The following is a 22,847-nucleotide window of genomic DNA, read 5'->3' on the forward strand; positions in this document are numbered from 1 at the left end:
CGGCGCCAGCGTCTACGTCACCCGCAAGGGCGGCACCATCGTCACCTGCGCCTCCACCTCCGGCTACCAACACACCTACGACAACCGCTACCTGTGGATGTCCCTCAAACGCATCATCGGCTCACACTTCGCCAACTACCGCGAAGCCTGGGAAGCAAACCGCCTCATCGCCAAAGGCAAAATCCACCCCACCCTCTCCAAAACCTACCCACTCGAAGAAACCGGCCAAGCCGCCCACGACGTCCAACGCAACCTCCACCAAGGCAAAGTCGGCATCCTCGCCCTCGCCCCCCAAGAAGGCCTCGGCATACGCAACCAAGAAAAACGCGCCCAACACATCGACGCCATCAACCGGTTCCGCGATGTCTGAGACGCCCTCCGTCGGAACCGCAAGCTCCGCACGTCCCGTCAGGTCCCGCCCCTGGCTGATGCGTACCTACGCGGGCCACTCCACGGCGGAGGCGTCCAACCGCCTCTACCGGCGCAACCTCGCCAAGGGCCAGACGGGCCTCTCGGTCGCCTTCGACCTGCCGACGCAGACCGGTTACGACCCCGACCACGTCCTCGCACGGGGCGAGGTCGGCCGGGTCGGCGTCCCCGTCTCCCACCTCGGCGACATGCGGCGGCTCTTCGAGGAGATCCCGCTGGAGCGGATGAACACCTCGATGACGATCAACGCGACGGCGATGTGGCTGCTCGCGCTCTACCAGGTCGTCGCCGAGGAACAGGGCGCCGACATCGCGGAGTTGCAGGGCACGACGCAGAACGACATCGTCAAGGAGTACCTCTCCCGCGGGACGCACGTCTTCCCGCCCGGGCCCTCGCTGCGGCTGACGACCGACATGATCGCCTACACGGTCGGCCACATCCCGAAGTGGAACCCGATCAACATCTGCAGTTACCACCTGCAGGAGGCGGGCGCGACGCCGGTCCAGGAGATCGCCTACGCGATGTCCACCGCCGTCGCGGTGCTCGACGCGGTCCGCGACTCCGGGCAGGTGCCGGCCGAGCGGATGGGCGACGTCGTCGCGCGGATCTCCTTCTTCGTCAACGCGGGCGTCCGCTTCGTCGAGGAGATGTGCAAGATGCGGGCCTTCACCGAGATCTGGGACCGGATCACGCGTGAGCGGTACGGCATCGAGGACCCGAAGCAGCGCAGGTTCCGCTACGGCGTGCAGGTCAACTCGCTCGGGCTCACCGAGGCGCAGCCGGAGAACAACGTGCAGCGGATCGTGCTGGAGATGCTCGCGGTGACGCTCTCCAAGGACGCCCGCGCACGAGCGGTGCAACTCCCCGCGTGGAACGAGGCGTTGGGCCTGCCCCGCCCCTGGGACCAGCAGTGGTCGCTCCGTATTCAGCAGGTGCTCGCGCACGAGAGCGACCTGCTGGAGTACGAGGACCTCTTCACCGGGTCGCGCGTCGTCGAGGCGAAGGTCGACGAGCTGGTGGAGGCGAGCGAGGCGGAGCGGGAGCGGATCGAGGAGATGGGCGGTGTCATGGCCGCCGTCGAGTCCGGCTACCTGAAGTCGCAGCTCGTCTCCTCGCACGCCGGGCACAGGGCGCGGATCGAGTCGGGCGAGGAGAAGATCGTCGGCGTCAACTGCTTCGAGGCGACCGAACCGAGCCCGCTCACCGCCGATTTGGACACCGCCGTGCACACCGCGGACCCGACCGTCGAGGCGCAGCTCGTCGACGCCGTACGGGAGTGGCGCACCACGCGCGACGGACCGTACTGCCACCCCCGCGCGGCGCAGGCGCTCCGACTGCTCAAGGAGGCGGCGGCGAGCGACGCCAACCTGATGGAGGCGACGCTGGCATGCGCACGCGCCGGCGTCACCACCGGCGAGTGGTCGCAGGCGCTGCGCGAGGTCTTCGGCGAGTTCCGCGCGCCGACCGGGGTGAGCAGCGCCCCCGTCGCCGTGCCGGCCGAGGCGGGCTCGTCCCTCGCCGAGGTGCGGCGCCGCGTCGAGGTGACGGCGAAGGAGCTCGGGGTGGGCAAGCTGCGGCTGCTCGTGGGGAAGCCGGGGCTCGACGGGCACAGCAACGGCGCCGAGCAGATCGCCGTACGCGCGCGGGACGCCGGGTTCGAAGTGGTCTACCAGGGCATCAGACTCACGCCCGAGCAGATCGTCACCGCGGCCGTCGCCGAGGACGTGCACTGCGTCGGCCTCTCCATCCTGTCGGGCTCGCACAGCGCACTCGTCCCCGATGTACTGGAGCGGCTGCGTGACGCGGGAGGCGACCCGAGCGGGCCGCCGAACGGCACCGAGGTGCCGATCCCCGTCATCGTCGGCGGCATCATCCCCTCCGCCGACGCCGAGGCCCTGCGGAAGGCCGGCGTAGCGGCCGTCTTCACCCCGAAGGACTTCGGAATCACGGAGATCGTCGGCCGTATCGTCGACGAGATCCGCACAGCGAACAAGCTCGACCCCGTGGAGGTCCCCGCATGACCGTGCAACCCCCGCCCGGCGCCTCGCAGGACGCGGCCCGGCTGCGTCCGAGGCGCTCCTGCATGGCCGTTCCCGGCAGCAACCCGCGCTTCCTGGAGAAGGCCCAGGGGCTCCCGGCCGACCAGGTCTTCCTCGACCTGGAGGACGCCTGCGCCCCGCTCGCCAAGCCGGAGGCGCGCCACACCATCGTCAAGTACCTCAACGAGGGCGACTGGAGCGGCAAGACCCGCGTCGTGCGGGTCAACGACTGGACCACGGAGTGGACTTACCGCGACGTGACCACCGTCGTCGAGGGTGCGGGCGCCCACCTCGACTGCCTCATGCTCCCGAAGGTGCAGGACGCGGGGCAGATCCATGCGCTCGACCTGCTGCTCACCCAGATCGAGAAGACGATGGGGTATGAGGTCGGCCGCATCGGCATCGAGGCGCAGATCGAGAACGCACGCGGCCTCGTCAACGTCGACGAGATCGCCGGCGCCTCCCCGCGCCTGGAGACGATCGTCTTCGGCCCCGCCGACTTCATGGCGTCGATCAACATGAAGACCCTCGTCGTCGGCGAGCAGCCGCCCGGCTACCCCGCGGACGCCTATCACTACATCCTGATGCGCATCCTGATGGCCGCCCGCACCCACGACCTCCAGGCGATCGACGGCCCCTACCTCCAGATCCGCGATGTCGACGGCTTCCGCGAGGTCGCGGGACGCTCCGCCGCGCTCGGCTTCGACGGCAAGTGGGTCCTCCACCCGGGCCAGGTGGACGCGGCGAACGAGGTCTACTCGCCCTCCCAGGAGGACTACGACCACGCCGAGTTGATCCTCGACGCCTACGCCCACTACACCTCCGAGGCCGGCGGGAAGAAGGGCTCGGCGATGCTCGGCGACGAGATGATCGACGAGGCGAGCCGCAAGATGGCGCTGGTGGTCTCCGGCAAGGGCCGCGCCGCCGGCATGCGGCGCACCACCTCCTTCCAGCCTCCGGAGGCGTGAGATGCAGTTCGGGCGCACCTTCGAGGAGTTCCGGGTCGGCGACGTCTACAAGCACTGGCCCGGCAAGACCGTCACCGAGTACGACGACCACCTCTTCTGCCTGCTGACGATGAACCACCACCCGCTCCACATGGACGCCAACTACGCGGAGCGGACGACCGACTTCGGAAGGAACGTCGTCGTCGGCAACTACGTCTACTCGCTGCTGCTCGGCATGTCTGTGCCGGACGTCTCGGGCAAGGCGATCGCCAACCTGGAGGTGGAGTCGCTCAGGCACGTGGCGCCCACCTTCCACGGGGACACGGTGTACGGGCAGACGGAGGTGCTCGACAAGACGCCGTCGAGGTCGAAGAGCGACCGCGGGATCGTCCACGTCGAGACGAAGGGGTTCAACCAGGACGGCACCCTCGTCTGCGTCTTCCGCCGCAAGGTGATGGTGCCGACGCGGGCCTACCTCGAGGAGCGCGCCGCCGTCGGCGACTCCGGCGACGGCGAGCAGCCCGGGCGTCCCGAGCTGGCGCAGAAGGAGAAGTGAGATGGGCAGGCTCGCCAGGACCGAGGGACTCACGGAGATCCAGCGGGAGATCGTCGAAACGGTACGGAAATTCGTCGACAAGGAGATCCTCCCCGTCGCCACGGAGCTTGAGCACAGGGACGAGTACCCGACCGAGATCGTCGAAGGGCTCAAGGAGCTCGGCCTCTTCGGGCTGATGATCCCCGAGGAGTACGGCGGGCTCGGGGAGTCGCTCCTCACCTACGCGCTCTGCGTCGAGGAGATAGCCCGCGGCTGGATGAGCGTCTCGGGCATCGTCAACACGCACTTCATCGTGGCGTACATGCTCAAGCAGCACGGCACGCAGGAGCAGCGGGACCACTTCCTCCCGCGGATGGCGACGGGCGAGGTGCGCGGCGCCTTCTCCATGTCCGAGCCGGGGCTCGGCTCAGATGTCTCCGCGATCACCTCCAAGGCGGTGCGCGACGGCGACGAGTTCGTCCTCGACGGGCAGAAGATGTGGCTCACCAACGGCGGCTCCTCGACGCTCGTCGCCGTCCTCTGCCGCACGGAGGAGGGGCACCCGGAGGTGACGGCCCCGCACAAGTCCATGACGACGTTCCTCGTGGAGAAGGAGCCGGGGTTCGGCGAGGTGCGGCCGGGCCTCACCGTCCCCGGAAAGATCGAGAAGATGGGGTACAAGGGCGTCGACACGACCGAACTCCTCATGGACGGTCTGCGCGTGCCGGCCGATCGCGTCCTCGGCGGCGCGACGGGGCGCGGCTTCTACCAGATGATGGACGGCGTCGAGGTCGGCAGGGTGAACGTCGCCGCGCGCGGATGCGGCGTCGCACAGCGGGCGTTCGAGCTCGGCATCGACTACGCGCAGCAGCGCGAGACGTTCGGGAAGCCGATCGCACGCCACCAGGCCATCCAGTTCAAACTGGCCGAGATGGGCACCAAGGTCGAGGCCGCGCACGCGCTGATGGTCGGCGCAGCAAGGAAGAAGGACTCGGGCGAGCGGAACGACCTGGAGGCGGGGATGGCCAAATACCTCGCCTCCGAGTACTGCAAGGAGGTCGTCGAGGACGCGTTCCGCATCCACGGCGGCTACGGTTTCTCCAAGGAGTACGAGATCGAGCGCCTCTACCGTGAGGCACCGATGCTCCTGATCGGTGAAGGAACCGCCGAGATCCAGAAAATGATCGTGGGCCGCCGCCTCCTCGAGGAGTACCGGGCGCAAGGCTGAATTGTACGGTTCGGGGCGTTTTTCGGGGGCTGACGTTCGCCCCCGTGAGACGCTCCGGACCACGCCGGGACACTGACTGGCGCTCTGGCTTGCCCAGTTGCCGTCAGAAACCGATAGCATCCCGGAAAGCCGCCGTCCCCCGAGAAGTTGCGGCTCCCTCCGCTACGAAGGTCATCCATGCCCCACAGCCCCTACTCCGCACCCTCTGGTCGTCTCCGTCTCGCGCGCGGAGCGTCGCCGTGGCTCCTGCCGACGGCTGCCACCGCCGCACTCAGCCTGGCTCGCGCCGGCCGCTCCCGACGGGCCGCCGCGGTGGCCGTGCCGGCCACCGCGCTCACCGCGGGGATGCTGTGGTTCTTCCGCGACCCCGAGCGCGAGATCGCCCAGGGGCGGGTGCTGTCTCCCGCCGACGGCGTGGTGCAGAGCATCATGCCGTGGCACGACGGGCGCACTCGCGTCGCGATCTTCATGAGTCCGCTCAACGTCCACGTCAACAGGGCGCCGCTCGCCGGCGAGGTGGTGTCGGTTGAGCACGTTCCGGGTGGGTTCGTCCCCGCCTTCAACAAGGAGAGCGAGCACAACGAGCGCGTTGTGTGGCACTTTGGAACGGAGCTCGGCGACATCGAGATGGTCCAGATCGCCGGCACCGTCGCCCGGCGCATCGTGCCGTACGTGGGGACGGGTGCCAAGGTCGAACAAGGCGAGCGCGTGGGCCTCATCCGCTTCGGCTCCCGGGTCGACGTCTACCTGCCCGAGGGACTCGAAGCCGCCGTCGAGGTCGGCCAGGCCACGACAGCGGGGGTGACTCGCCTTGACCGTGATTGATCCCGATACCCGGGCCTCCTGGGTCCCCGAGGTCCCGGAGGACGACGACATCGACGACATGCCGCTCTCCACGCGGCTGTCGATAGCGGACACCCTGACGCTCGGCAATGCCACATGCGGCTTCATGGCCGTCTACTTCACCACCACCGGCGTCCTCATCCCCCACCTCACCGGCAGTGAGGACGGCGGGATGGCGCGGCACAGCGCGGCGACCGTGGTGGTGCTGATGCTCCTCGCCTCGGTCTTCGACCTCTTCGACGGCCTCGTCGCGCGGAAGCTCCGCAGCTCCGCGATGGGCGCCGAGCTCGACAACCTCTCGGACCTGATCAGCTTCGGGCTCGCCCCCGCGTACTTCGTCGTGGTCTGGGGGATGGTGGCCAACGACGCGCACCAGCGTGTGTCGGTGGTGGCCGCCGTCATCGTGCTGTTGGCGGTGGTGCTGCGGCTTGCGCGGTTCTCGTGCGTGCCGATGCGGGACGGCGTCTTCCAGGGGATGCCGGGTCCGTTCGGTGCGCTCACCGTGATCTCGATCGTGCTCCTCGAACTTCCCTTCCTGCCCACGCTTCTGGCGATCTTCGGCGTCGCCTGGCTGATGGTGAGCCGGGTCGAGTACCCGAAGCCGCGGGGCCGCCTCGCGGTGGCGATGCTCGGCTGGATCATCGCCAGCATGGGGCTGCTCGCGGCGTGGGCGTTCGACGCCCCCGGCGGCGAACTGCTGCTGCAGACGGGGTGCGCGCTCCAGGTCGTGCTCGGTGCCGTCATTCCGCTCTTCGCGACGGCGCGGCGGGTCAACGACTTCCGCGGCAATCGCAGGGAGGCACGGGCGGCCGCCCAATCCTGAACACCCTTCGGCGCGGAGCCGATACGTCAGCGGCGGAGGGCCGGTCCTGGGGGCCGGCCCTCCGCCGTTGCCGTCGGTACGAGCGCGGGCGGGTGCGTGCGCCCGGCAGTTGCTCCGTCAGGCGTGCCAGCGCACCCGTGCGGACTCGACCTCCGTGCGGTAATCGACGTAACCACGCTCGTAGCGGCCGCGGTTGGCTGGGTCGGGGACGACGGTCCGGTGGTCCGCGTACCAGACGGACTCGTCCACCGGGTCGCCGAGCGCGGCCCGCGCGACGATCGCCGCGCCCTTCGCCCCGACCTCGGTCTCCCCCGGCACACGCACCTCGCGGCCGAGGATGTCGGCGAACGTCTGCATCCAGCCGGTCGAGCGCGTGCCGCCGCCGCAGGCCGCGAGGGTCGCGGAGAGCCCGGCCGCCTCCAGGCAGTGCCGGGCGGCGTAGCCGACGGCCTCGCACATCGCGCGGACCAGGTCGCCCCGCCCGTGCGCCAGCGACATCCCCTCGAAGCGCGCCCGCGCACCCGGCTCGACGAACGGGGCGCGCTCGCCCGCCTCGGAGAGGAACGGCAGCGCACGCACGCCGCCCGCACCCGGCGGGCTCGACCTCAGCAGGGACTCCAACTCGGAGGTCTCGGCGCCGACGACGCCGAGTGCCCACTCGATACCCGCCGTGCCGACCATGGCGGGCATCGCCCGGAGCCAGCGTCCGGTGTCCGGCGTGCACAGCCACATGCCGGCCGGCTCGGCCCCGGGATCGACGTCCGCGCTGTCGGTGAGCACCTGGCAGGCGAGCGTCGTCCCGACCGTCAGCAGGCCGTCGCCGACCTCGCGTACACCGCTGCCGATGGCGCAGGCGGGGAGGTCGTAGGGGCCCGAGGTGACGGGCAACCCCTCGGGCAGTCCCGTGAGTTCGGCTCCGCGGGCGTCGAGGCCGAGCACCGTGCCGGGCTCGGCCGGCTCGGGCAGGAGAGGGGCGAGGTCGGCGACGCCGCACGCCTCCAGGGCGTCCGTCGAGTAGCGGCGGGTTCGCGCGTCGAGGAAGGGGAGGGTGGCGTCCGAGGCGTCGAGTGCGACGGTGCCCGTGAGTTGCTGCGCTATCGCGTCGACGCAGTAGCCGGCGACGGCCGCCCGCTCCAGGGTCCGCGGCTCGTGTGCGCGCAGCCAGGCGAGGAGCGGTGCGTGGCACCCGGGGAACATGCCGGAACCGGTTCGCCCGTAGACGCGCTCGACGGTGCCGTCCTGCTGCCAGCCGGCGACGAGGTCGGCGGCGCGGCCGTCCATCCAACTGATCATGGGCCGGGCCGCGCGCCCCTCGGTGTCCCTGAGCCACAGGCCGTCGCCCTGCCCCGTGAGCGCGAGCGCGGCCGGCGGCTGCGGCAGCGCGGCGGCGACCTCGCGGACGACCTCGGTCACGCTGCGCAGGACCTCGTCGAGGTCCTGCTCGACGACGCCGCCCGGCTGCCTGAGCAGCGTCGAGCGACGGCTCGCCGCGTGGAGCGGGCGCCCTGCGTGGTCGAAGGCGACGGCCTTGGTGACGGAGGTGCCGATGTCGACGCCGATGATCTCGGTCATGGCCGTGCTTCCTTGGCTCGGGGGCGGTTCTCTCCCGCGTGCGGCGCCGGAGAGCTCGTTGGCTCCGTCGCCGATAACGCACACGCTCGTTGTTATATTTATATCCGCGGACGTTAAGAAGCAACGGCCGGAGCGGTTTCGCTCCGACCCGGGAGGAGACGGATGGCAGCGCGGCTGTTGCTGGTACGCCACGGTCAGACGGTCTGGCACGCGGAGAACCGGTACGCGGGGATCTCGGACGTGGCGCTCACCGACAGAGGTATCGCCCAGGCCGAGGCGCTCGGCGTCTGGGCGGCTTCCCGCCGCGTCGACGCCGTCGCCTGCTCGCCGCTCAGCCGCGCGAGGGCGACGGCCGAGCCGGCCGCACGGCGGCTCGGCCTGACGCCCGTGGTGCGGGAGGGGCTGCGCGAGATCGACTTCGGCTGGGGCGAGGGGCGCACCATCGCGGAGATGGCGGCGGAGGACCCCGAAACGGTCCGCGCCTTCCAGGCCGACGCGGAGGCCGGAGCCTTCCCCGGCTCCGAACCCCCGTCCGCTGCCGCGGTACGCGTCACGGCGGCGCTCCGCGGGCTCGCCGCCGAGCACGAGGGCGGGACCGTCCTCGTCGTGGCGCACAACACCGCGCTGCGGGTGGCGCTCTGCGCGCTGCTCGGCATCCCCCTCGGCCGATACCGGCTCGTCTTCCCGAAGTTGGAGAACGCGGCCGTCACCGAGATCGGGGTCGACGGCGAGCGGACGGCGCTGCGCGCGCTCAACCTCCCCACGGCGGACGCCGCGTGAGCGGCGCGGCGGAGCCGCGGGGCGTGCGCGCCGGGCGCCCCACGCGCTCGCAGGAGCACAGGCGCCAGTTGATCACCGAGGCGGTACTGGAGCACGGTACGGTCAGCGTCGCCCGGCTCGCCGAGCTCACCGGTGTCAGCGTCATGACCGTCCACCGCGACCTGGACGAGCTCGCCGCGCGGGGCGTGCTGCGGCGCTTCCGCGGCGGGGTCTCCGCGCTGCCCTCCAGCGTCTTCGAGAGCAACCTCGACTACCGCCTCGGGGTGCGCTCGGCGGAGAAGGCGGCGGTGGCGAAGGCAGCGCTCGATCTCGTCGAGCCGGGCATGTCGGTGATGCTCGACGACTCCACGACGACGCTCGCGCTCGCCCAACTCCTCACGGGGACGGTCCCGTTGACGGTCCTGACCAACGCCCGCCGGGTGGTGGACGTCTTCGCGGGGCGGGAAGGCGTGCGGCTGATCGCGCTCGGCGGCGAGTACTCGCCCACGCACGACTCCTACCTCGGTGTGCCCTGCCTGGAGGCGATCGAGGCGATCTCCGTCGACCTCGTCGTCGTCTCCACCTCCGCGATGGACGCGCGGATGACCTTCCACCAGGAGCAGGACGTGGTCCTCGTCAAGCGCGCGATGCTCGGCCGCGGGACGCGCACGGCGCTGCTGATGGACCACTCCAAGCTTCCCCGCACCGCGCTCCACCGCCTGTGCCCCGTCGGTGACTTCGACCACGTCGTCGTGGACGCCGGGGTCCCCGAGGCGCTGCTCGCGGAGGTGCGGGAGCAGACGGAAGTGCGCGTCGCGGGTGCCTGACGCCCGCGCCCCCGTACCGCCACGCAGCGAAAGGAAGCGTCCCCATGGACACCACCTCCGGGTCCCCCGCGCCCGTCGTCGTCGGGATAGACGTGGCGACGGCCGCCGTCCGCGTCCTGTGCGTCGACGCCTCGGGGAGGGTTCTCGCGGAAGGGAAAGAACCACTTCCTCAGCCGGTGCGGAGCGGCGACCGCAGCGAGCAGGACGCGGGAGCCTGGTGGCCGGCGGCGGCGCGGGCGCTCCGCGCGGCGCTCTCCCGGCTGGCGGGAGGCGGCCGGGAGGTCGTTGCGGTCGCCGCCTCCGCCACCTCGGGGACGTGCGTCCTCGTCGGCCCGGAGGGGCGTCCCCTCTCCCCCGCGCTCATGTACGACGACCGCAGGGCCGCCGAACTCAACGCGTACGCACAGGAGTCGGGCGCCGCGCGGTGGTCCGCGCTCGGGATCTCCGTCGGGCCGACGGCGGCGCTCGGCCGCCTCGCGTGGTACGCGCAGACCGAAGAGGTGGCGCGCCCCCGCGGCAGCCGCCTGCTCCACACGCCCGACCTGCTCGCCGAGCGGCTCACCGGCGGGCGCACCGCCACCGACTGGAGCCACTCGCTCAAGACGGGCTACGACCCGCTGCGCGGCGAGTGGCCGACCGAGGTCCTCGACGCGCTCGGCATCCCGCCGTCGTGGCTGCCCGACGTCCAGGCGCCGGGCACCGAGGTCGGCACCGTCTGCGCGGCCGCCGCCGAGGAGACGGGGCTGCCGGAGGGCGCTTCGGTGCGGCTCGGGATGACGGACGGCTGCACCGGGCAACTCGCCACGGGCGCCGTGCGTCCCGGAGAGTTCGTCGGGGTTCTCGGTACGACCTACGTACTCAAGGGCGTCACGCGGGAGTTGGTCACCGACCCGTCGGGCGCCGTCTACAGCCACCGGCATCCGGACGGCTGGTGGCTACCGGGAGGCGCCTCCAACACCGGTGGGGAGGCGCTCGGTTGGTTCGACTGGTCCAGGTTCCCCGAACTCGACGCGGCCGCAGCCGCACGCGGGCCGGCCTCCTTCGTCAGCTATCCGCTGCGCCGCGAGGGGGAGCGGTTCCCGTTCGTCAGCAGCGCGGCGCGCGGCTTCACCACCGGCACACCCGCCGACGACGCCGAGCGGCACCGGGCCGACCAGGAGGGCGTCGCCTTCCTCGAGCGGCTCGCGCTGGAGCGCGTCGCCGAGCTGGGGGTCGCGGTGGAGGGCCCGCTCCACGCGGCGGGCGGCGGCAGCCGCAGCGCGCTGTGGACCCGTATCCGGGCGACGGTGCTGGGGCGGGAGCTGCGCGTCGTCGACCGGGCCGAAACCGCCTTCGGCGCCGCCCTGTTGGCGGCGGCCGGCACCCTGTACGGGAACCTGTCGGAGGCCGCCTCCGCGATGGTGGGCCCGGGGCGCACCGTCGAGCCGGAGCCGCGCGAGCAGCAGGCGCTGGAGGAGTCGTACGGGGAGTTCGTCGGGGCGCTGCGGGAGCGGGGGTTGCTCTGAGCGGGGCTGTCGCGGGTGGTGGCCGCGGTGTGGTGGGGCGGGGTCCGTGCCGGAGGGGTCCGGCGGGCGCTGCGCTCCGTCGCGCGGGCGGTACGACCGCTGTACGCCGCGATGGCGGTGTCAACGGCGGGTGATCCGCGGGGGGTTGGAGTGCCGTTTCCCGGTCCTGTCCGCGCTGCACCACGCCTCGCGCAGGCGGCCGTCGGCACCCCGTCGTCCGTCGCTGACACGCCCGACCGTCGGAAGGCACATCCCATGCGCGCGTCCTCCCGCCCCGCCTGGCGCCGAAGCTCGTACTGCGACGAGCTCAACGACGCGTGCGTAGAGGTCGCACGGACCCCGGCGAGGGTGCACGTCCGCGACTCCGGAGGCACCGCCGGCCTGAGTGTCAGTCGGTCCGGCTGGACGTGCCTTCTCGTCCGCCTCGAGGGCGTTCGACGGCGCTACCGCAGCGTCGCCGCGGGTCCGGGCCAACCGCCCCTACATGGCCGCCGGTTGGCGTCGTTTCTGCGGAGCTCCGGAGACGGACTGTCCGTGGCACGGGCACCACAGCGCTCGGCCCCGGGTCGGGACGCCGACGGCCCGGCGCCGCAACAACATGGGACGGTGCAGTGCCCGCGGTGCGCGGTGGCGGTCGTTGCCGACCCAGTTGTCCGTGCCGCACGTCCAGCACGCCTCCGCCCGCCTTCGTGACCAGCACGCCGACGCCCCGATACGGCGACGGCTCCCGAAGCGACACCCGGCCCGCGCCGCACGGCGCCGGCCTCCCGCCGGACGAGCACAGAGGCGGCGTCCGGCGGTACATCGCCCGACCGACTCCCCGACCGCCGCGTGACGCCGGCACCCCCTGTTCCCGCAACGTCGCGCCGGACAGCGCTGCACTCAACGGGACGGCGCCCTTCAGCAAACTGCCGAGCCGTCCCCCTCAGCGCCAACACCCCACTGCCCCCGAACCGTTGGCGCCTCGCGCCGCGCGCGCCGCAGGGACGGCGAACACCGCGCCGAGCGAGCCCACCCGGACCGCACCGCCACGGAACCCCACCTCGCACCCGCCCGGAGCACCCGCGGCGGTGAGCAACTCGCCCGCGCCGCACGGCTGGTGCGGAGACCGCTCGCGGCCGAGTCGGGCTCGCCGGGGGAGGTTTCCGTTTCGGGTGCCGCCCGTCGGATCAGGACGCTGTGAGGTAGTCCTCGGCGACGCGGGCTGCGATGCGTTCCAGGAGCGGGCCCGCCTGGGCGAGGGAGGCGTCCGCGTCCGGCTCGATGTCGGCGAGTGCGTACGCGCGCTCGATTCCCGCGGCGCGGAGGGCCTTTCGGTCGATCTTGAGGCGTCCGCAGACGGCGACGACCGGCTTGCCCGCCTTGCCTGCGGCCGCCGCCACTCCGGCGGGGGCCTTGCCGTGGAGGGTCTGTTCGTCGAGGGAGCCCTCGCCTGTCACCACAAGGTCGGCGCGCTGCAACGCGGGCTGGAAGCCGAGGACTTCGAGGAGAACTTCGATCCCCGGGCGGAAGGCGGCGCCCAGGCCGACGAGCGCGGCGTAGCCGACACCGCCGGCCGCACCGGCTCCCGGGGCCTCGGCCGTCGAGACGGCCTCGTCGCCGACCGACTCACCGAGCACGCGCACGAAGTGGGCGAGAGCGGCGTCGAGCACCTCGACGTCCCGTTCGGAGGCGCCCTTCTGCGGCCCGTAGACGGTGGCGGCGCCCTTGGGGCCCGTGAGGGGGTTGTCGACGTCGCTGGCGAGGACGAACTCGACGTCCTTGAGCCGCTCGTCGAGCTGGGAGAGGTCGGCCGAGACGAGCTCGACGAGGGGGCCGCCGCCGTGCGGGATCTGGTCGCCGTCCTCGTCGAGGAAGTGCGCGCCGAGCGCCTGGAGCATGCCGGCGCCCCCGTCGACCGTCGCCGAGCCGCCGACGCCGAGGATGATGCGCCGCGCGCCCGCCTCCACGGCGGCGCTGATCACCTCGCCGGTTCCGTAGGTGGTGGCGGTGAGCGGTGCGAAGACGCCCTCGGGGAGAAGTTGGAGGCCGGACGCCGCGGCCATCTCCACGACGGCCGTGCCCTCGTGGAGCGCGAAGGCCGCGGTGACGGGCGCACCGAGCGGACCCGTCACCTCCGCCTCGCGGCGCTCGAACCCGGACGCGACGGCGGCCTCCACGGTGCCGTCGCCGCCGTCGGCCACGGGGAGCGCCTCCGTCTCGGTGCCGGGGGCGACCTTGCGCAGCCCGTTGCCGACGTGCTCGGCGACCTCGACGGCCGTCAGCGATCCCTTGAACTTGTCCGCGGCGATCAGCACATGCGCCGTCGTTGTCATGGTTCTGCCCCTGGGTCTCTCTTTGCTCGAACAGGCAGTCGTGCCCGGGTGACCCTATCTGCCGGAAGGGTGCCCGGACCATGGGCCGTCCGGCGGCGGGGGCCTGTCGTGCTGTCGCACGGCCCAACCCGCCCCGGCACGACCCCGGTTACTCCGTTCTTCGGAGCCGCCGCCACACGGCGCGGGCGGCGTTGTGTCCTGACATGCCGTGGACGCCGGGGCCCGGGGGCGTGGCGGAGGAGCAGAGGAAGACCGCGGGGTGCGCGGTGGAGTACGGCACTCGGGAGAGCTTCGGGCGGAGCAGCAGTTGGAGCCCGGCGGCCGAGCCGCAGGCGATGTCCCCGCCGACGTAGTTGGGGTTGCGCTCGGCGAGCTGCGGGGGGCCTGCCGTCGCCCGGGCGAGGACGAGGTCGCGGAAACCCGGTGCGAAGCGCTCCAGTTGGCGCTCGACGGCCTCGGTGAGGTCGCCCTCCCATCCGTTGGGCACGTGACCGTAGGCCCAGAAGGTGTGCCGCCCCTCCGGCGCCCTGGTGGGATCGACGAGGCTAGGCTGCGCGGTGATCAGGAAGGGGCGCTCGGGCGCCCGGCCGCCGACGGCGTCGCGGAGCGCGACGTCGATGTCCCGCGCCACCGGGCCGACGTGGACGGTTCCAGCGCGGCGGGCCTCCTCCGAGCGCCACGGGACGGGCCCCGAGAGGGCGTAGTCGAGCTTGAAGACGCTGGCGCCGTAGCGGAAGTGCTCGTACGCGCTGCCGAGCCCGGCGATGCGGGCGAGGGCCGTGGGCGAGGTGTCGAAGACGTAGGCGCGGGCGGGCGGGAGTTCGTCGAGCCGGCGGACCTCGGTGCCGGTGTGGAGGGTGCCGCCGAGGGCACGGAGGTAGCCGGCGAGCGCGTCGGAGATCGCCTGGGAGCCGCCGCGCGGCACCGGCCAGCCGAAGGTGTGCGCCGCGAGCGCGAAGACGAGCGCGGGGCCGGCCGAGGCGGGGTTCTCCAGCGGTGCGATGACGTGCCCCGCGAGCCCGGCGAAGAGGGCCTTCGCCTTCTCCGCGCGGAAGCGAAGGTTGAGCAGGGCGGCGGGGAGGAGCCCGGACAGGCCGAACCTGGCGAGGAGCAGCGGGTGTTGGGGGAAGCGGCCGTCGAAGGCGGAGCCGAGTGCGAGGAAGTCGGCGGCGAGCTCGTCCCACCTGCCGATGAACGGGGCGACGAGGCGGCGGTACGCGCCGGCGTCCCGCGGGCCGAGCGAGCTCGCCGTCTCGCCGACGGAGCGCGCGAGGACGGCCGCGGTGCCGTCGGGGAACGGGTGGGCGAGCGGCAGCTCCGGGTCGAGCCACGTGAGGCCGTGTTCGGCGAGCGGCATCGAGCGGAACGCCGGCGACCCGACGCCCGTGGGGTGTACGGCGGAGCAGGGGTCGTGCCGGAAACCGGGGAGCGTCAACTCGTCGGTCCTCGCCCCTCCCCCGACCTTCTCCGCGGCCTCGAAGAGCTCCACGGAGAAGCCTCTCCTCGCCAGCTCGACGGCGGCCGTCAGGCCGTTCGGGCCGGCCCCGACGACGACCACGTCACGGATCGTTGGCACTGTCGGCTCCCCTCGTGCCCCTGGCGCGGGGCTCTCACCGGCTCGGTCGCACAGCGTGGGCCACTCTACGCGGACGGTCCGACACCGCACCGGCGACCACCCGACAGCACCGCGGACACACCCGTCACCGCGCCGGCGGAGAGGCGCGGTCCTGCGCGAGCCCGGGGAGCGGGTCCTGCGCCGGCTCGAAAGGACCCGGCACGGGTGCGAGCCGCATCCGGAGCCGCCTTCTGCACTCGGGGCCGAGCCCCCAGCGCCGGGAGACGCGGTCGCGCAGCGGGTGTCCGCACATCCGGCAGCGGAGCGGTTCGGGCTCGTCGGGGGCGGTGTCGGGGAGGAGCGGGAGGTCGTCCATGTGTCCACGATGCCAGGCTTGTTGGGGTCGGCGCGGGGGAACGAACGCTGCCCGTCGTCGAGGTCGGGCGGTGCGGCCGGGGTCGTCCGCCGGGTGCGGGGTAGGCGACCGCCATGGGGCTGAGGGCGGTCGAGGGCGCGGCGTACGGAGCGTGGTGCGGGGCGGCGTGGTGGCTGCTCACCGGCTCCGCCTCGGGCGCCGTAGCAGCGGGGGCGGCGAGCGGTGTGGCCTGGTGGGCGGTCCGGCCGCTCGTCGCCAGGGCCTTGCGGAGGAACGCCGAGAGGGACGCGGAGAACCTGCGGCGTGCGCGGCGCGGGCGGTGGGGCGAGTGACCGGAAGGTGCACGCCCGCGTGGCGGTCAGCCGCCGAGCGCCCCCAGTACCCGGTGCACGGTCGACTCGTCGCGGGCGGAGACGAACGGGAGCGCGTTGTGCCCGCGGAGCCGGAAAGGCGAGCCGTCGAAGGTACGGGTGGCGCCGCCGACTTCGGCGACGAGGAGCTGCCCCGCCGCGTGGTCCCAAGCGGCCTCCCAGGTATAGGCGACCGCGTCCAACTCCCCTGCTGCCACGGCGAGGTACTCCAGGCCCGCCGAGCCCGTGGGCCGGACGGCGACCGTCTCCGGCGGGCTGTCGCGCAGGGCGGCGAGGGCGGTGCGCTGCGCCGCGTCGTCGGCGCCGGGGCGGGAGAAGGCGACGTCGAGCGGCGCCCCGCGGTCCTCGGGTGCGGCGAGCGGCTCGCCGCCGAGCGCGGCACCGCCGCCGCGTACCGCGGTGGCGAAGAGCCCCAGGACCGGCGCGTACGTCCAGGAGGCGACGGTCTCGCCGCCGCGTGCGAGCGCCACCAGCGTGCTGAACTCGGGTGCGCCCGAGACGAAGTGCCGGGTGCCGTCGATCGGGTCGACGATCCAGACCCAGCCGTCGTCCTCGAGAGCCGCGTACCTCCCCGGGTCCGCGTGCACGGACTCTTCGCCGACCACCGCCGAGCCGGGGAGCAGCGCCGTGAGCGCCGCCGACAGGTGCGCCTCGGCCGCGCGGTCGGCGACGGTGACGAGGTCGTGGGGACCCGCCTTCTCGAACACCTCGTCCGCGCCGAGGCGTTGGCGGCGCGGCAGCACCTCGGTGGCGACGGCCTCGCGCACGGCCTCTTCGACTTCGCTGAGCAGACGTTCGGGGAACACCCGGCAATCCAAGCATGCCCCGGCTGCGCCGCTAGGCCAGGTGGCCGCTCGCCGCTGCGGCACTACCCTGGCGGGCATGAGCCCCGAGCACACCCCCGGAAACGACGCCGAGGAGAGCAGCGGGGAGGACGGCCGTCCCCTCGTGGCGATCCTCAGCGGCGCAGGGATCTCGACCGACTCCGGCATCCCCGACTACCGCGGCCCCAGGGGCCTGTGGCGCGAGGACCCGGAGGCGGAGAAGCTCGTCACGTACACGTACTACATGAGCGACCCGCAGATCCGGCGCCGCTCCTGGCAGATGCGCCGCACCAGCCCCACGTGGGAGGCGCGGCCGAACGCGGCGCACGAGGCGGTGGCCCGCCTGGAGCGGTCGGGGGTGCCGATGCGGGTGATCACGCAGAACGTCGACGGGCTCCACCAGCTCGCGGGCGTCCCCGAGGAGAAGGTGCTGGAGCTGCATGGGAGTTCGCGGAGCGTGGTGTGCACGGGGTGCGGGGCCGCTTCGTCGATGGCTGCGGCGTTGCGGCGGGTCGAGGCCGGGGAGGAGGACCCGGCGTGCGAGGTGTGCGGCGGCATCCTGAAGTCGGCGACGGTGATGTTCGGGGAGCAGCTCGACCCGCGGGTGCTGAGCGCCGCGGTCGCCGTGGCGAAGGCGTGCGACGTCCTCGTCGCCGTCGGGACGAGCCTCCAGGTGCAGCCGGCGGCCTCGCTCGCGTCCCTCGCCGCCGAACACGGGGCCCGACTCGTGATCGTCAACGCCTCGCCCACGCCGTACGACGCGCTCGCCGACGAGGTCGTGCGGGAGCCGATCGGCGAGGTGCTGCCCCCACTGCTCGACGCCCTGCGGGGCTGACCCGCCCGCTCCTCAGCCACCCGACCGCGACCGTGGCACCACCACGGGCGCACCGTCCGAGGGCCCGGCGACCACGTCGGCCTCGACCTCGTACAACTCCTTGACGAGGGCGCTGTCGACGGTCTCTGCCGGCGGTCCCTGCGCGAGGACGCGCCCGTCCTTCATCGCGACGACGGTGTCCGCGTACCGTGCCGCCGCCGAGAGGTCGTGGAGCACCATCACGACCGTCCGGCCGCCGGCTGTGATATCCCGCACGAGCTCCAGCACGTCGACGACGTGGCCGAGGTCGAGCGCGCTCGTCGGCTCGTCGAGGAGGACGAGCGGGGTCTCCTGCGCCAACACCATGGCGAGCCAGCACCGTTGGCGCTGCCCGCCCGAGAGCCGCGCGAGCGGTTCTCCCGCGAACTCGACCGTGGCCGTCGCCTCCATCGCCTCCCGTACCGCTCGTTCGTCCTCGCGCGACCACTGCCGCAGGACGCTCTGGTGCGGGTGGCGGCCGAAGCGCACGAGCCCGGAGACGGTCACCCCCTCCGGTGCCAGCGGTGACTGCGGCAGCAGCGCGATCCGTCGGGCGGCCTCTCGTCTGCCGAGCGCCCACACGTCGACGCCCGAGGCCCGGACCGTGCCGGAAGCGGGTCGATGGAGCCGGGCGAGGCTGCGCAACAGGGTCGATTTGCCGCACCCGTTGGGCCCGACGATCGCCGCGACCTGCCCGGCTTCGACCGTGACGTCGGCTCCGTGCACGACCGGGCGGTTCGGATAGCCCACGTGCAGCCCCGCCACCTCCAAGCCGGGCGGTCTCGCGCTCACCGGCCGCCCTCCGCCGCCGCGCTCGGTCGGCGGCCGGGGCCGTACCAGCGCCTGCCTCCTGGCCGGCGCGCGTCAATTCCGCTGCTGGTCGCGGCTGCTCGCGCCGACCGGATGCGGACGGTGCGGGGCCGGCCCACTTGCTTCACGTACATATGGTTAGCCTAACCTAAGTTAGTCGCTCGGAAAGGGCGACCGACAACGACCCGATACGCCGTGCTGCACAGCGACTTGTCCGCCGCACCCTGCCCGGGCGGCGCCCATCGACCCGCGCAAGCGGCCTGATCCCACTCAGACGACGGAGGCTCAGCATGCCGTGCCCCGATCCAGCCGGACCGCAGAGGCGACCGCACGCCTGCGCCCGCCCGAAGGACGAGCGCGGCGCCCCTTCCCGCCCGGGCGAGGCGCCGCCGGGGTCCGCCCACAGCCGCGGCAGCGCGCGCCGAGGCATCAACGGCCGGGTTCCGCCCGGCGGTTGCCGCTGTCGCGCAGCAGGCCACCGGATCACCACACGTCAGGCGGAGGCACAGTGAACGCCGAAGAAGAACTCCAGGGGCGTCTCGCCCTCGTCACAGGGGCCGGGCGCGGCATCGGCTGCGCCGTCGTGGAGACCCTCGTGGCCAGGGGCGCGCGGGTCGTGGCGGCCGACCTCGACACCGAAGGCATCACCGACCTCGCCGAGGCGTACCCGGGACGCGTGACGGCGCTGCGTCTCGACGTCACCGACGCGGGCGCCGTCGACAACGCCGTCGAGGAGGCGGAGGCGACTCTCGGGCCGCTCGACATCGCCGTCAACGTCGCCGGGATACTGCGCAGTTGCGAGGTGGTGGAGCTCGGCGACGACGACTGGGCGCAGACCTTCGCCGTCAACACCGACGGTGTCCTGCACGTCTCCCGCGCCGTGGTGCGCGGCATGGCGGAACGCGGCTCGGGGAGCATCGTGACGGTCGCCTCCAACGCCGCAGGCATTCCGCGGACCGGGATGTCCGCCTATGCGGCGTCGAAGGCGGCGGCCGTGATGTTCACCAAGTGCCTCGGCCTGGAGGTCGCTTCGCGCGGCGTGCGGTGCAACACCGTCTCGCCCGGCTCCACGCTCACCGACATGCAGCGCGCCATGTGGCGCGACGCGGGCACGGCGGACGAGGACGAGGCCGCCCGCCGCGTCGTCGCGGGCGACCTCGCCTCGCACCGCACCGGCATCCCGCTCGGCCGCATCGCCGACCCTGTCGACGTCGCGGAGGCGGTCGCCTTCCTCGCCTCCGACCGCGCGCGGCACATCACCCTCCACGACCTCTACGTGGACGGCGGCGCGACGCTCCGCGCCTGACCCCACCCGTTTCCGCGGCCCTCTGCGGCCGCATCCCCTCAGGAGGAGAGATGACCACCTCCCTGCGCGAATCCCCCGGCGGGGCGGCGGATGCCGCGGCACCGGCGCCCGGTGCCGCGACCGCCCTGCTCGACGCGTACGGCGCCACCCGCGACCGCTTCCTCGCAACGCCGCGGCACACCCTGCTCACTCACGGTACGGCCGCCGAACTGCCCCACGACGGCCGTCCGTTCACCCGTGCGGTGGCCGAACTCCTCGCTTCGCGGGCCGAGTCGGGGGACGGGCCCGCGCTCGTGGCCGGGGCGCTCCCCTTCGACCCGGAGCAGCCACCCGCCGTCGCGGCCCCGTTGAGCGTCGAATGGGGGCCCGCACTGCGCACCGACCCGCTCGTGGCGCTGCCGGGCGCGCCGGTGGAGCCGACCGAGTGGCGGATCACACCGGTTCCGACGCCCGAGGCGTACGAGGCGGCCGTCGCCGAGGCGGTCACCCGGATGCGGGACGGTGAGCTCGACAAGGTGGTACTCGCCCGCTCGCTGGAGCTTGCGGCCGAACGGCTGCCGGACACCGCCCAGTTGGTGAGCAGCCTCGCGCGGCGCGACCCGGGCGGCTACACCTTCGCCGTGCCGAGCGGCCCGGGGCGCACCCTCGTGGGAGCCAGCCCCGAACTGCTCGTCAACCGGTTCGACGGGCGCCTCACCGCCAATCCGCTCGCCGGCTCCACCCCGCGCAGCAGCGACCTCGCGGAGGACGTGCGGCGGGCCGCGGCGCTGCTGGAGTCCCCGAAGGACCTGCACGAGCACGCCGTCGTCGTCGACGCCGTACGGGAGGCGCTCGCGCCGTTCTGCACCCGTCTGGAGGTGCCCGCGGTGCCGACGCTGGTGCGCACCGCCGCGATGTGGCACCTGTCCACGACCGTCACGGGCGAGCTGCGCCAACCCGCCGCTTCCGCGCTGGAGTTGGCGACGGCCCTCCACCCCACGCCTGCGGTGTGCGGGACGCCCGTCGAGTCGGCGAGGCGCACCATCGCCGCGTCCGAGCCGTTCGAGCGCGGCGCGTACACCGGCATGGTCGGCTGGCAGGATGCAGCAGGCGACGGCGAATGGGTGGTGACGATCCGCTGCGCCGAGGTCGGGGAGAAGGTGCTGCGGCTCTTCGCCGGCGCCGGCGTCGTCGCGGACTCCTCGCCCGCCGCCGAACTCGCCGAGACCGACGCGAAGTTCCGCACCTTCCTCGACGCCGTTGGAGCAGCGCTGTGACCGACACCACGACCGCACCCCCCGCCCTCGCCACGACGCCGGGTCTCGACGCGCCCACCTGGCCCGCGGAGTGCGCGGCACGCTACCGCGCCGCGGGCTACTGGCGCGGCGAGACCTTCGGCGGCGTCCTGCGTGAGCGCGCCGCGGACCACCCGGACCGGGTCGCCCTCATCGACCCGGCGCCGGAGAGACGCACCTGGACCTACGGGCAGCTCGACGAGCGCGCCGACCGGCTCGCCGCCGGCTTCGCCGCGCGGGGGATCGGGAAGGGCGACCGCGTCGTCGTACAGCTACCGAACGTGGGCGAGTTCGTGGAGGTCGTCTTCGCGCTCTTCCGTATCGGAGCCCTTCCGGTCTACGCGCTGCCCGCGCACCGCGACACCGAGATCGGCTACTTCTGCTCGTTCACGGAGGCGGTCGCGTACGTCGTGCCCGACGTCCACGGCGGGTTCGACCACCGCCGCCTCGCCTCCCGCGTCAAAGAGCGGACGCCGAGCCTGCGGCACGTCTTCGTCGTCGGCGACCCGGGCGAACACACCGCGCTCGCCGAGGTGTTCGCCGAAGCGGACGCGGCGCTCGAAGGTCCCGAGCCGCACGAAGTCGCCTTCCTCCAGCTCTCCGGCGGCACGACGGGCCTTCCGAAGCTCATCCCCCGCACCCACGACGACTACATCTACTCGCTGCGGGGCTCCAACGACATCTGCGGCGTCGACGGCGACACCCGCTTCCTCGTGCTGCTGCCCGCCGCCCACAACTTCCCCATGAGCTCCCCCGGTTGGCTCGGCGTGCTCTACGCGGGCGGCACCGTCGTCCTCGCGCCGCGTCCCGACCCGTCGGCCGCCTTCCCGCTCGTCGCACGCGAACGGATCACGATGACGGGGATGGTGCCGCCGCTCGCGCTCGTCTGGACCGAGGCGGCGCCGGAAGCCGAGGAGGACCTGGGCAGCCTCCGACTCGTCCTCGTCGGCGGCGCGAAGTACAGCGAGGAGGCCGCGCGGCGCCTCGAACCCGCGCTCGGCTGCCGGCTGATGCAGGTCTTCGGCATGGCGGAGGGGCTCGTCAACTACACCCGGCTCGACGACGACTACGAGACGATCGTCACCACCCAGGGCCTGCCGATCTCCCCCGACGACGAGATCCGCCTCGTCGACGACGACGGAGAGCCCGTGCCCGACGGCGAGTTCGGCCACCTCCTCACCCGCGGCCCCTACACGATCCGCGGCTACTGGCGCGCCCCCAAGCACAACGAGCGCTCGTTCACCGCGGACGGCTTCTACCGCACGGGAGACATCGCCCGACGCACCCCCAGCGGCCACCTCGTCGTCGAGGGACGGGCGAAGGACCAGATCAACCGGGGCGGCGAGAAGATCGCCCCGGAGGAGGTGGAGAACATCCTCCTCGCCCACCCGGCCGTCCACGACGTCTCCGTTGTCGCCGTGCCCGACGAGTACCTGGGCGAGCGCTCGCTCGCCTACGTCATCCTGCGCGACGGGGCCGAGAGCCCCGGCTCCGTCGCGCTCAAACGGTTCGTCCGCGAGCGCGGCATCGCCGCCTACAAGATCCCCGACCTCGTGGAGTTCGTCGACGCGTTCCCCGAGACCGGGATCGGCAAGGTCAGCAAGAAGGGCCTGCGGGCGAACGGCCCCGCGGCAGACGAGCATTGAAAGGCCGCCT

22 protein-coding genes are annotated in these 22,847 nt (G+C 72.9%); 16 read left to right on the forward strand and 6 right to left on the reverse strand.

Annotation, left to right across the window (positions count from 1 at the left end; genetic code table 11):
- From F603_RS33225 to F603_RS0130305, 7 genes are all read left to right on the forward strand, one after another.
- The coding region (locus tag F603_RS33225; RefSeq protein ID WP_037957485.1) for a zinc-binding dehydrogenase at nucleotides 1–370 on the forward strand (370 nt) is incomplete at its 5' end.
- Complete coding sequence (locus F603_RS0130280) at nucleotides 363–2,450, forward strand: protein meaA (protein WP_051096435.1); 2,088 nt, start codon at nucleotides 363–365, stop codon at nucleotides 2,448–2,450. The genes F603_RS33225 and F603_RS0130280, both read left to right, overlap by 8 nt.
- Complete coding sequence (locus F603_RS0130285; protein WP_019549675.1) at nucleotides 2,447–3,436, forward strand: HpcH/HpaI aldolase/citrate lyase family protein; 990 nt, start codon at nucleotides 2,447–2,449, stop codon at nucleotides 3,434–3,436. Before F603_RS0130280 ends, F603_RS0130285 begins: the two co-directional genes overlap by 4 nt.
- Before the next feature lies 1 nt (nucleotide 3,437).
- The gene (locus tag F603_RS0130290) at nucleotides 3,438–3,971 is read left to right on the forward strand and encodes a MaoC family dehydratase (protein ID WP_019549676.1); all 534 of its coding nucleotides are present in this window, start codon (nucleotides 3,438–3,440) and stop codon (nucleotides 3,969–3,971) included.
- 1 nt (nucleotide 3,972) lies between these two features.
- A complete protein-coding gene (locus F603_RS0130295; RefSeq protein WP_019549677.1) occupies nucleotides 3,973–5,178 on the forward strand; it encodes an acyl-CoA dehydrogenase family protein in 1,206 nt (401 codons plus the stop codon).
- Nucleotides 5,179–5,355: 177 nt separating this feature from the next.
- Nucleotides 5,356–6,003 (forward strand): phosphatidylserine decarboxylase, encoded by a 648-nt coding sequence (locus F603_RS0130300; RefSeq protein WP_026328859.1) that lies wholly within the window; start codon nucleotides 5,356–5,358, stop codon nucleotides 6,001–6,003.
- The gene (locus F603_RS0130305; RefSeq protein ID WP_019549679.1) at nucleotides 5,990–6,844 is read left to right on the forward strand and encodes a CDP-alcohol phosphatidyltransferase family protein; all 855 of its coding nucleotides are present in this window, start codon (nucleotides 5,990–5,992) and stop codon (nucleotides 6,842–6,844) included. Before F603_RS0130300 ends, F603_RS0130305 begins: the two co-directional genes overlap by 14 nt.
- A gap of 117 nt (nucleotides 6,845–6,961) precedes the next feature.
- Here F603_RS0130305 and F603_RS0130310 read toward each other — a convergent pair whose 3' ends face one another.
- Nucleotides 6,962–8,416: an FGGY-family carbohydrate kinase gene (locus F603_RS0130310; protein ID WP_019549680.1), complete on the reverse strand. Its 1,455-nt coding sequence runs from the start codon at nucleotides 8,414–8,416 to the stop codon at nucleotides 6,962–6,964.
- 162 nt (nucleotides 8,417–8,578) lie between these two features.
- Between F603_RS0130310 and F603_RS0130315 the strand changes: the two genes are divergently transcribed.
- The 4 genes from F603_RS0130315 (at nucleotide 8,579) to F603_RS35630 (ending at nucleotide 12,200) form a co-directional block, all read left to right on the forward strand.
- Nucleotides 8,579–9,196: a histidine phosphatase family protein gene (locus tag F603_RS0130315; protein WP_019549681.1), complete on the forward strand. Its 618-nt coding sequence runs from the start codon at nucleotides 8,579–8,581 to the stop codon at nucleotides 9,194–9,196.
- Nucleotides 9,193–10,002: a DeoR/GlpR family DNA-binding transcription regulator gene (locus tag F603_RS0130320; protein ID WP_019549682.1), complete on the forward strand. Its 810-nt coding sequence runs from the start codon at nucleotides 9,193–9,195 to the stop codon at nucleotides 10,000–10,002. Before F603_RS0130315 ends, F603_RS0130320 begins: the two co-directional genes overlap by 4 nt.
- A 44-nt stretch (nucleotides 10,003–10,046) precedes the next feature.
- Nucleotides 10,047–11,507, forward strand: coding sequence for an FGGY-family carbohydrate kinase (locus F603_RS0130325; protein ID WP_019549683.1), 1,461 nt, complete (start codon nucleotides 10,047–10,049; stop codon nucleotides 11,505–11,507).
- Between the two features lie 255 nt (nucleotides 11,508–11,762).
- A complete protein-coding gene (locus F603_RS35630) occupies nucleotides 11,763–12,200 on the forward strand; it encodes a DUF397 domain-containing protein (RefSeq protein ID WP_078503795.1) in 438 nt (145 codons plus the stop codon).
- A 476-nt stretch (nucleotides 12,201–12,676) separates the two neighbouring features.
- On the opposite strand, the gene F603_RS0130330 is transcribed toward F603_RS35630, so the two are convergent.
- The 3 genes from F603_RS0130330 to F603_RS0130340 all read right to left on the reverse strand — a co-directional run bounded on the left by F603_RS0130330 (nucleotide 12,677) and on the right by F603_RS0130340 (nucleotide 15,753).
- Entirely contained in the window at nucleotides 12,677–13,822 is a 1,146-nt protein-coding gene (locus tag F603_RS0130330; RefSeq protein ID WP_037957492.1) for a glycerate kinase, read from the reverse strand.
- A gap of 148 nt (nucleotides 13,823–13,970) precedes the next feature.
- Complete coding sequence (locus F603_RS0130335; protein ID WP_211231142.1) at nucleotides 13,971–15,398, reverse strand: phytoene desaturase family protein; 1,428 nt, start codon at nucleotides 15,396–15,398, stop codon at nucleotides 13,971–13,973.
- 124 nt (nucleotides 15,399–15,522) lie between these two features.
- Nucleotides 15,523–15,753 carry a DUF6011 domain-containing protein gene (locus F603_RS0130340; RefSeq protein ID WP_019549686.1) on the reverse strand — a complete coding sequence of 77 codons (231 nt, stop codon included), beginning with the start codon at nucleotides 15,751–15,753 and terminating at the stop codon, nucleotides 15,523–15,525.
- Nucleotides 15,754–15,866: 113 nt separating this feature from the next.
- Between F603_RS0130340 and F603_RS0130345 the strand changes: the two genes are divergently transcribed.
- Nucleotides 15,867–16,085, forward strand: coding sequence for a hypothetical protein (locus tag F603_RS0130345; RefSeq protein ID WP_019549687.1), 219 nt, complete (start codon nucleotides 15,867–15,869; stop codon nucleotides 16,083–16,085).
- A gap of 26 nt (nucleotides 16,086–16,111) precedes the next feature.
- Here the strand turns inward: F603_RS0130345 and F603_RS0130350 are convergent, their stop codons facing one another.
- Entirely contained in the window at nucleotides 16,112–16,930 is an 819-nt protein-coding gene (locus F603_RS0130350; RefSeq protein WP_019549688.1) for an inositol monophosphatase family protein, read from the reverse strand.
- A 76-nt stretch (nucleotides 16,931–17,006) separates the two neighbouring features.
- Here F603_RS0130350 and F603_RS0130355 point away from each other — a divergent pair, with 76 nt between their 5' ends.
- Nucleotides 17,007–17,783 carry an SIR2 family NAD-dependent protein deacylase gene (locus F603_RS0130355; protein ID WP_019549689.1) on the forward strand — a complete coding sequence of 259 codons (777 nt, stop codon included), beginning with the start codon at nucleotides 17,007–17,009 and terminating at the stop codon, nucleotides 17,781–17,783.
- Nucleotides 17,784–17,795: 12 nt separating this feature from the next.
- Here the strand turns inward: F603_RS0130355 and F603_RS0130360 are convergent, their stop codons facing one another.
- Entirely contained in the window at nucleotides 17,796–18,593 is a 798-nt protein-coding gene (locus tag F603_RS0130360; RefSeq protein WP_026328861.1) for an ABC transporter ATP-binding protein, read from the reverse strand.
- Between the two features lie 526 nt (nucleotides 18,594–19,119).
- Between F603_RS0130360 and F603_RS0130365 the strand changes: the two genes are divergently transcribed.
- The 3 genes from F603_RS0130365 to F603_RS0130375 are packed head-to-tail and all read left to right on the forward strand — an operon-like array spanning nucleotide 19,120 to nucleotide 22,837.
- The gene (locus F603_RS0130365; RefSeq protein ID WP_019549691.1) at nucleotides 19,120–19,917 is read left to right on the forward strand and encodes a 2,3-dihydro-2,3-dihydroxybenzoate dehydrogenase; all 798 of its coding nucleotides are present in this window, start codon (nucleotides 19,120–19,122) and stop codon (nucleotides 19,915–19,917) included.
- Between the two features lie 50 nt (nucleotides 19,918–19,967).
- Nucleotides 19,968–21,173: an isochorismate synthase gene (locus F603_RS0130370; RefSeq protein WP_019549692.1), complete on the forward strand. Its 1,206-nt coding sequence runs from the start codon at nucleotides 19,968–19,970 to the stop codon at nucleotides 21,171–21,173.
- Complete coding sequence (locus tag F603_RS0130375) at nucleotides 21,170–22,837, forward strand: (2,3-dihydroxybenzoyl)adenylate synthase (RefSeq protein WP_019549693.1); 1,668 nt, start codon at nucleotides 21,170–21,172, stop codon at nucleotides 22,835–22,837. Before F603_RS0130370 ends, F603_RS0130375 begins: the two co-directional genes overlap by 4 nt.
- The last annotated feature ends 10 nt before the right edge of the window (nucleotides 22,838–22,847 follow it).

The organism is Streptomyces sulphureus DSM 40104, from assembly GCF_000381025.1.
Lineage (GTDB): Bacteria > Actinomycetota > Actinomycetes > Streptomycetales > Streptomycetaceae > Streptomyces > Streptomyces sulphureus.

What these genes read in the sequence shown, in the direction of transcription:
- F603_RS0130285 (WP_019549675.1), top strand. Translation starts at nt 2,447, where the DNA reads ATGACCGTGCAACCCCCGCCCGGCGCCTCGCAGGACGCGGCCCGGCTG.
- F603_RS0130340 (WP_019549686.1), bottom strand. Translation starts at nt 15,753, where the DNA reads ATGGACGACCTCCCGCTCCTCCCCGACACCGCCCCCGACGAGCCCGAA.
- F603_RS35630 (WP_078503795.1), top strand. Translation starts at nt 11,763, where the DNA reads ATGCGCGCGTCCTCCCGCCCCGCCTGGCGCCGAAGCTCGTACTGCGAC.
- F603_RS0130295 (WP_019549677.1), top strand. Translation starts at nt 3,973, where the DNA reads ATGGGCAGGCTCGCCAGGACCGAGGGACTCACGGAGATCCAGCGGGAG.
- F603_RS0130300 (WP_026328859.1), top strand. Translation starts at nt 5,356, where the DNA reads ATGCCCCACAGCCCCTACTCCGCACCCTCTGGTCGTCTCCGTCTCGCG.
- F603_RS0130290 (WP_019549676.1), top strand. Translation starts at nt 3,438, where the DNA reads ATGCAGTTCGGGCGCACCTTCGAGGAGTTCCGGGTCGGCGACGTCTAC.
- F603_RS0130355 (WP_019549689.1), top strand. Translation starts at nt 17,007, where the DNA reads ATGAGCCCCGAGCACACCCCCGGAAACGACGCCGAGGAGAGCAGCGGG.
- F603_RS0130310 (WP_019549680.1), bottom strand. Translation starts at nt 8,416, where the DNA reads ATGACCGAGATCATCGGCGTCGACATCGGCACCTCCGTCACCAAGGCC.
- F603_RS0130330 (WP_037957492.1), bottom strand. Translation starts at nt 13,822, where the DNA reads ATGACAACGACGGCGCATGTGCTGATCGCCGCGGACAAGTTCAAGGGA.
- F603_RS0130315 (WP_019549681.1), top strand. Translation starts at nt 8,579, where the DNA reads ATGGCAGCGCGGCTGTTGCTGGTACGCCACGGTCAGACGGTCTGGCAC.
- F603_RS0130280 (WP_051096435.1), top strand. Translation starts at nt 363, where the DNA reads ATGTCTGAGACGCCCTCCGTCGGAACCGCAAGCTCCGCACGTCCCGTC.
- F603_RS0130370 (WP_019549692.1), top strand. Translation starts at nt 19,968, where the DNA reads ATGACCACCTCCCTGCGCGAATCCCCCGGCGGGGCGGCGGATGCCGCG.
- F603_RS0130325 (WP_019549683.1), top strand. Translation starts at nt 10,047, where the DNA reads ATGGACACCACCTCCGGGTCCCCCGCGCCCGTCGTCGTCGGGATAGAC.
- F603_RS0130345 (WP_019549687.1), top strand. Translation starts at nt 15,867, where the DNA reads ATGGGGCTGAGGGCGGTCGAGGGCGCGGCGTACGGAGCGTGGTGCGGG.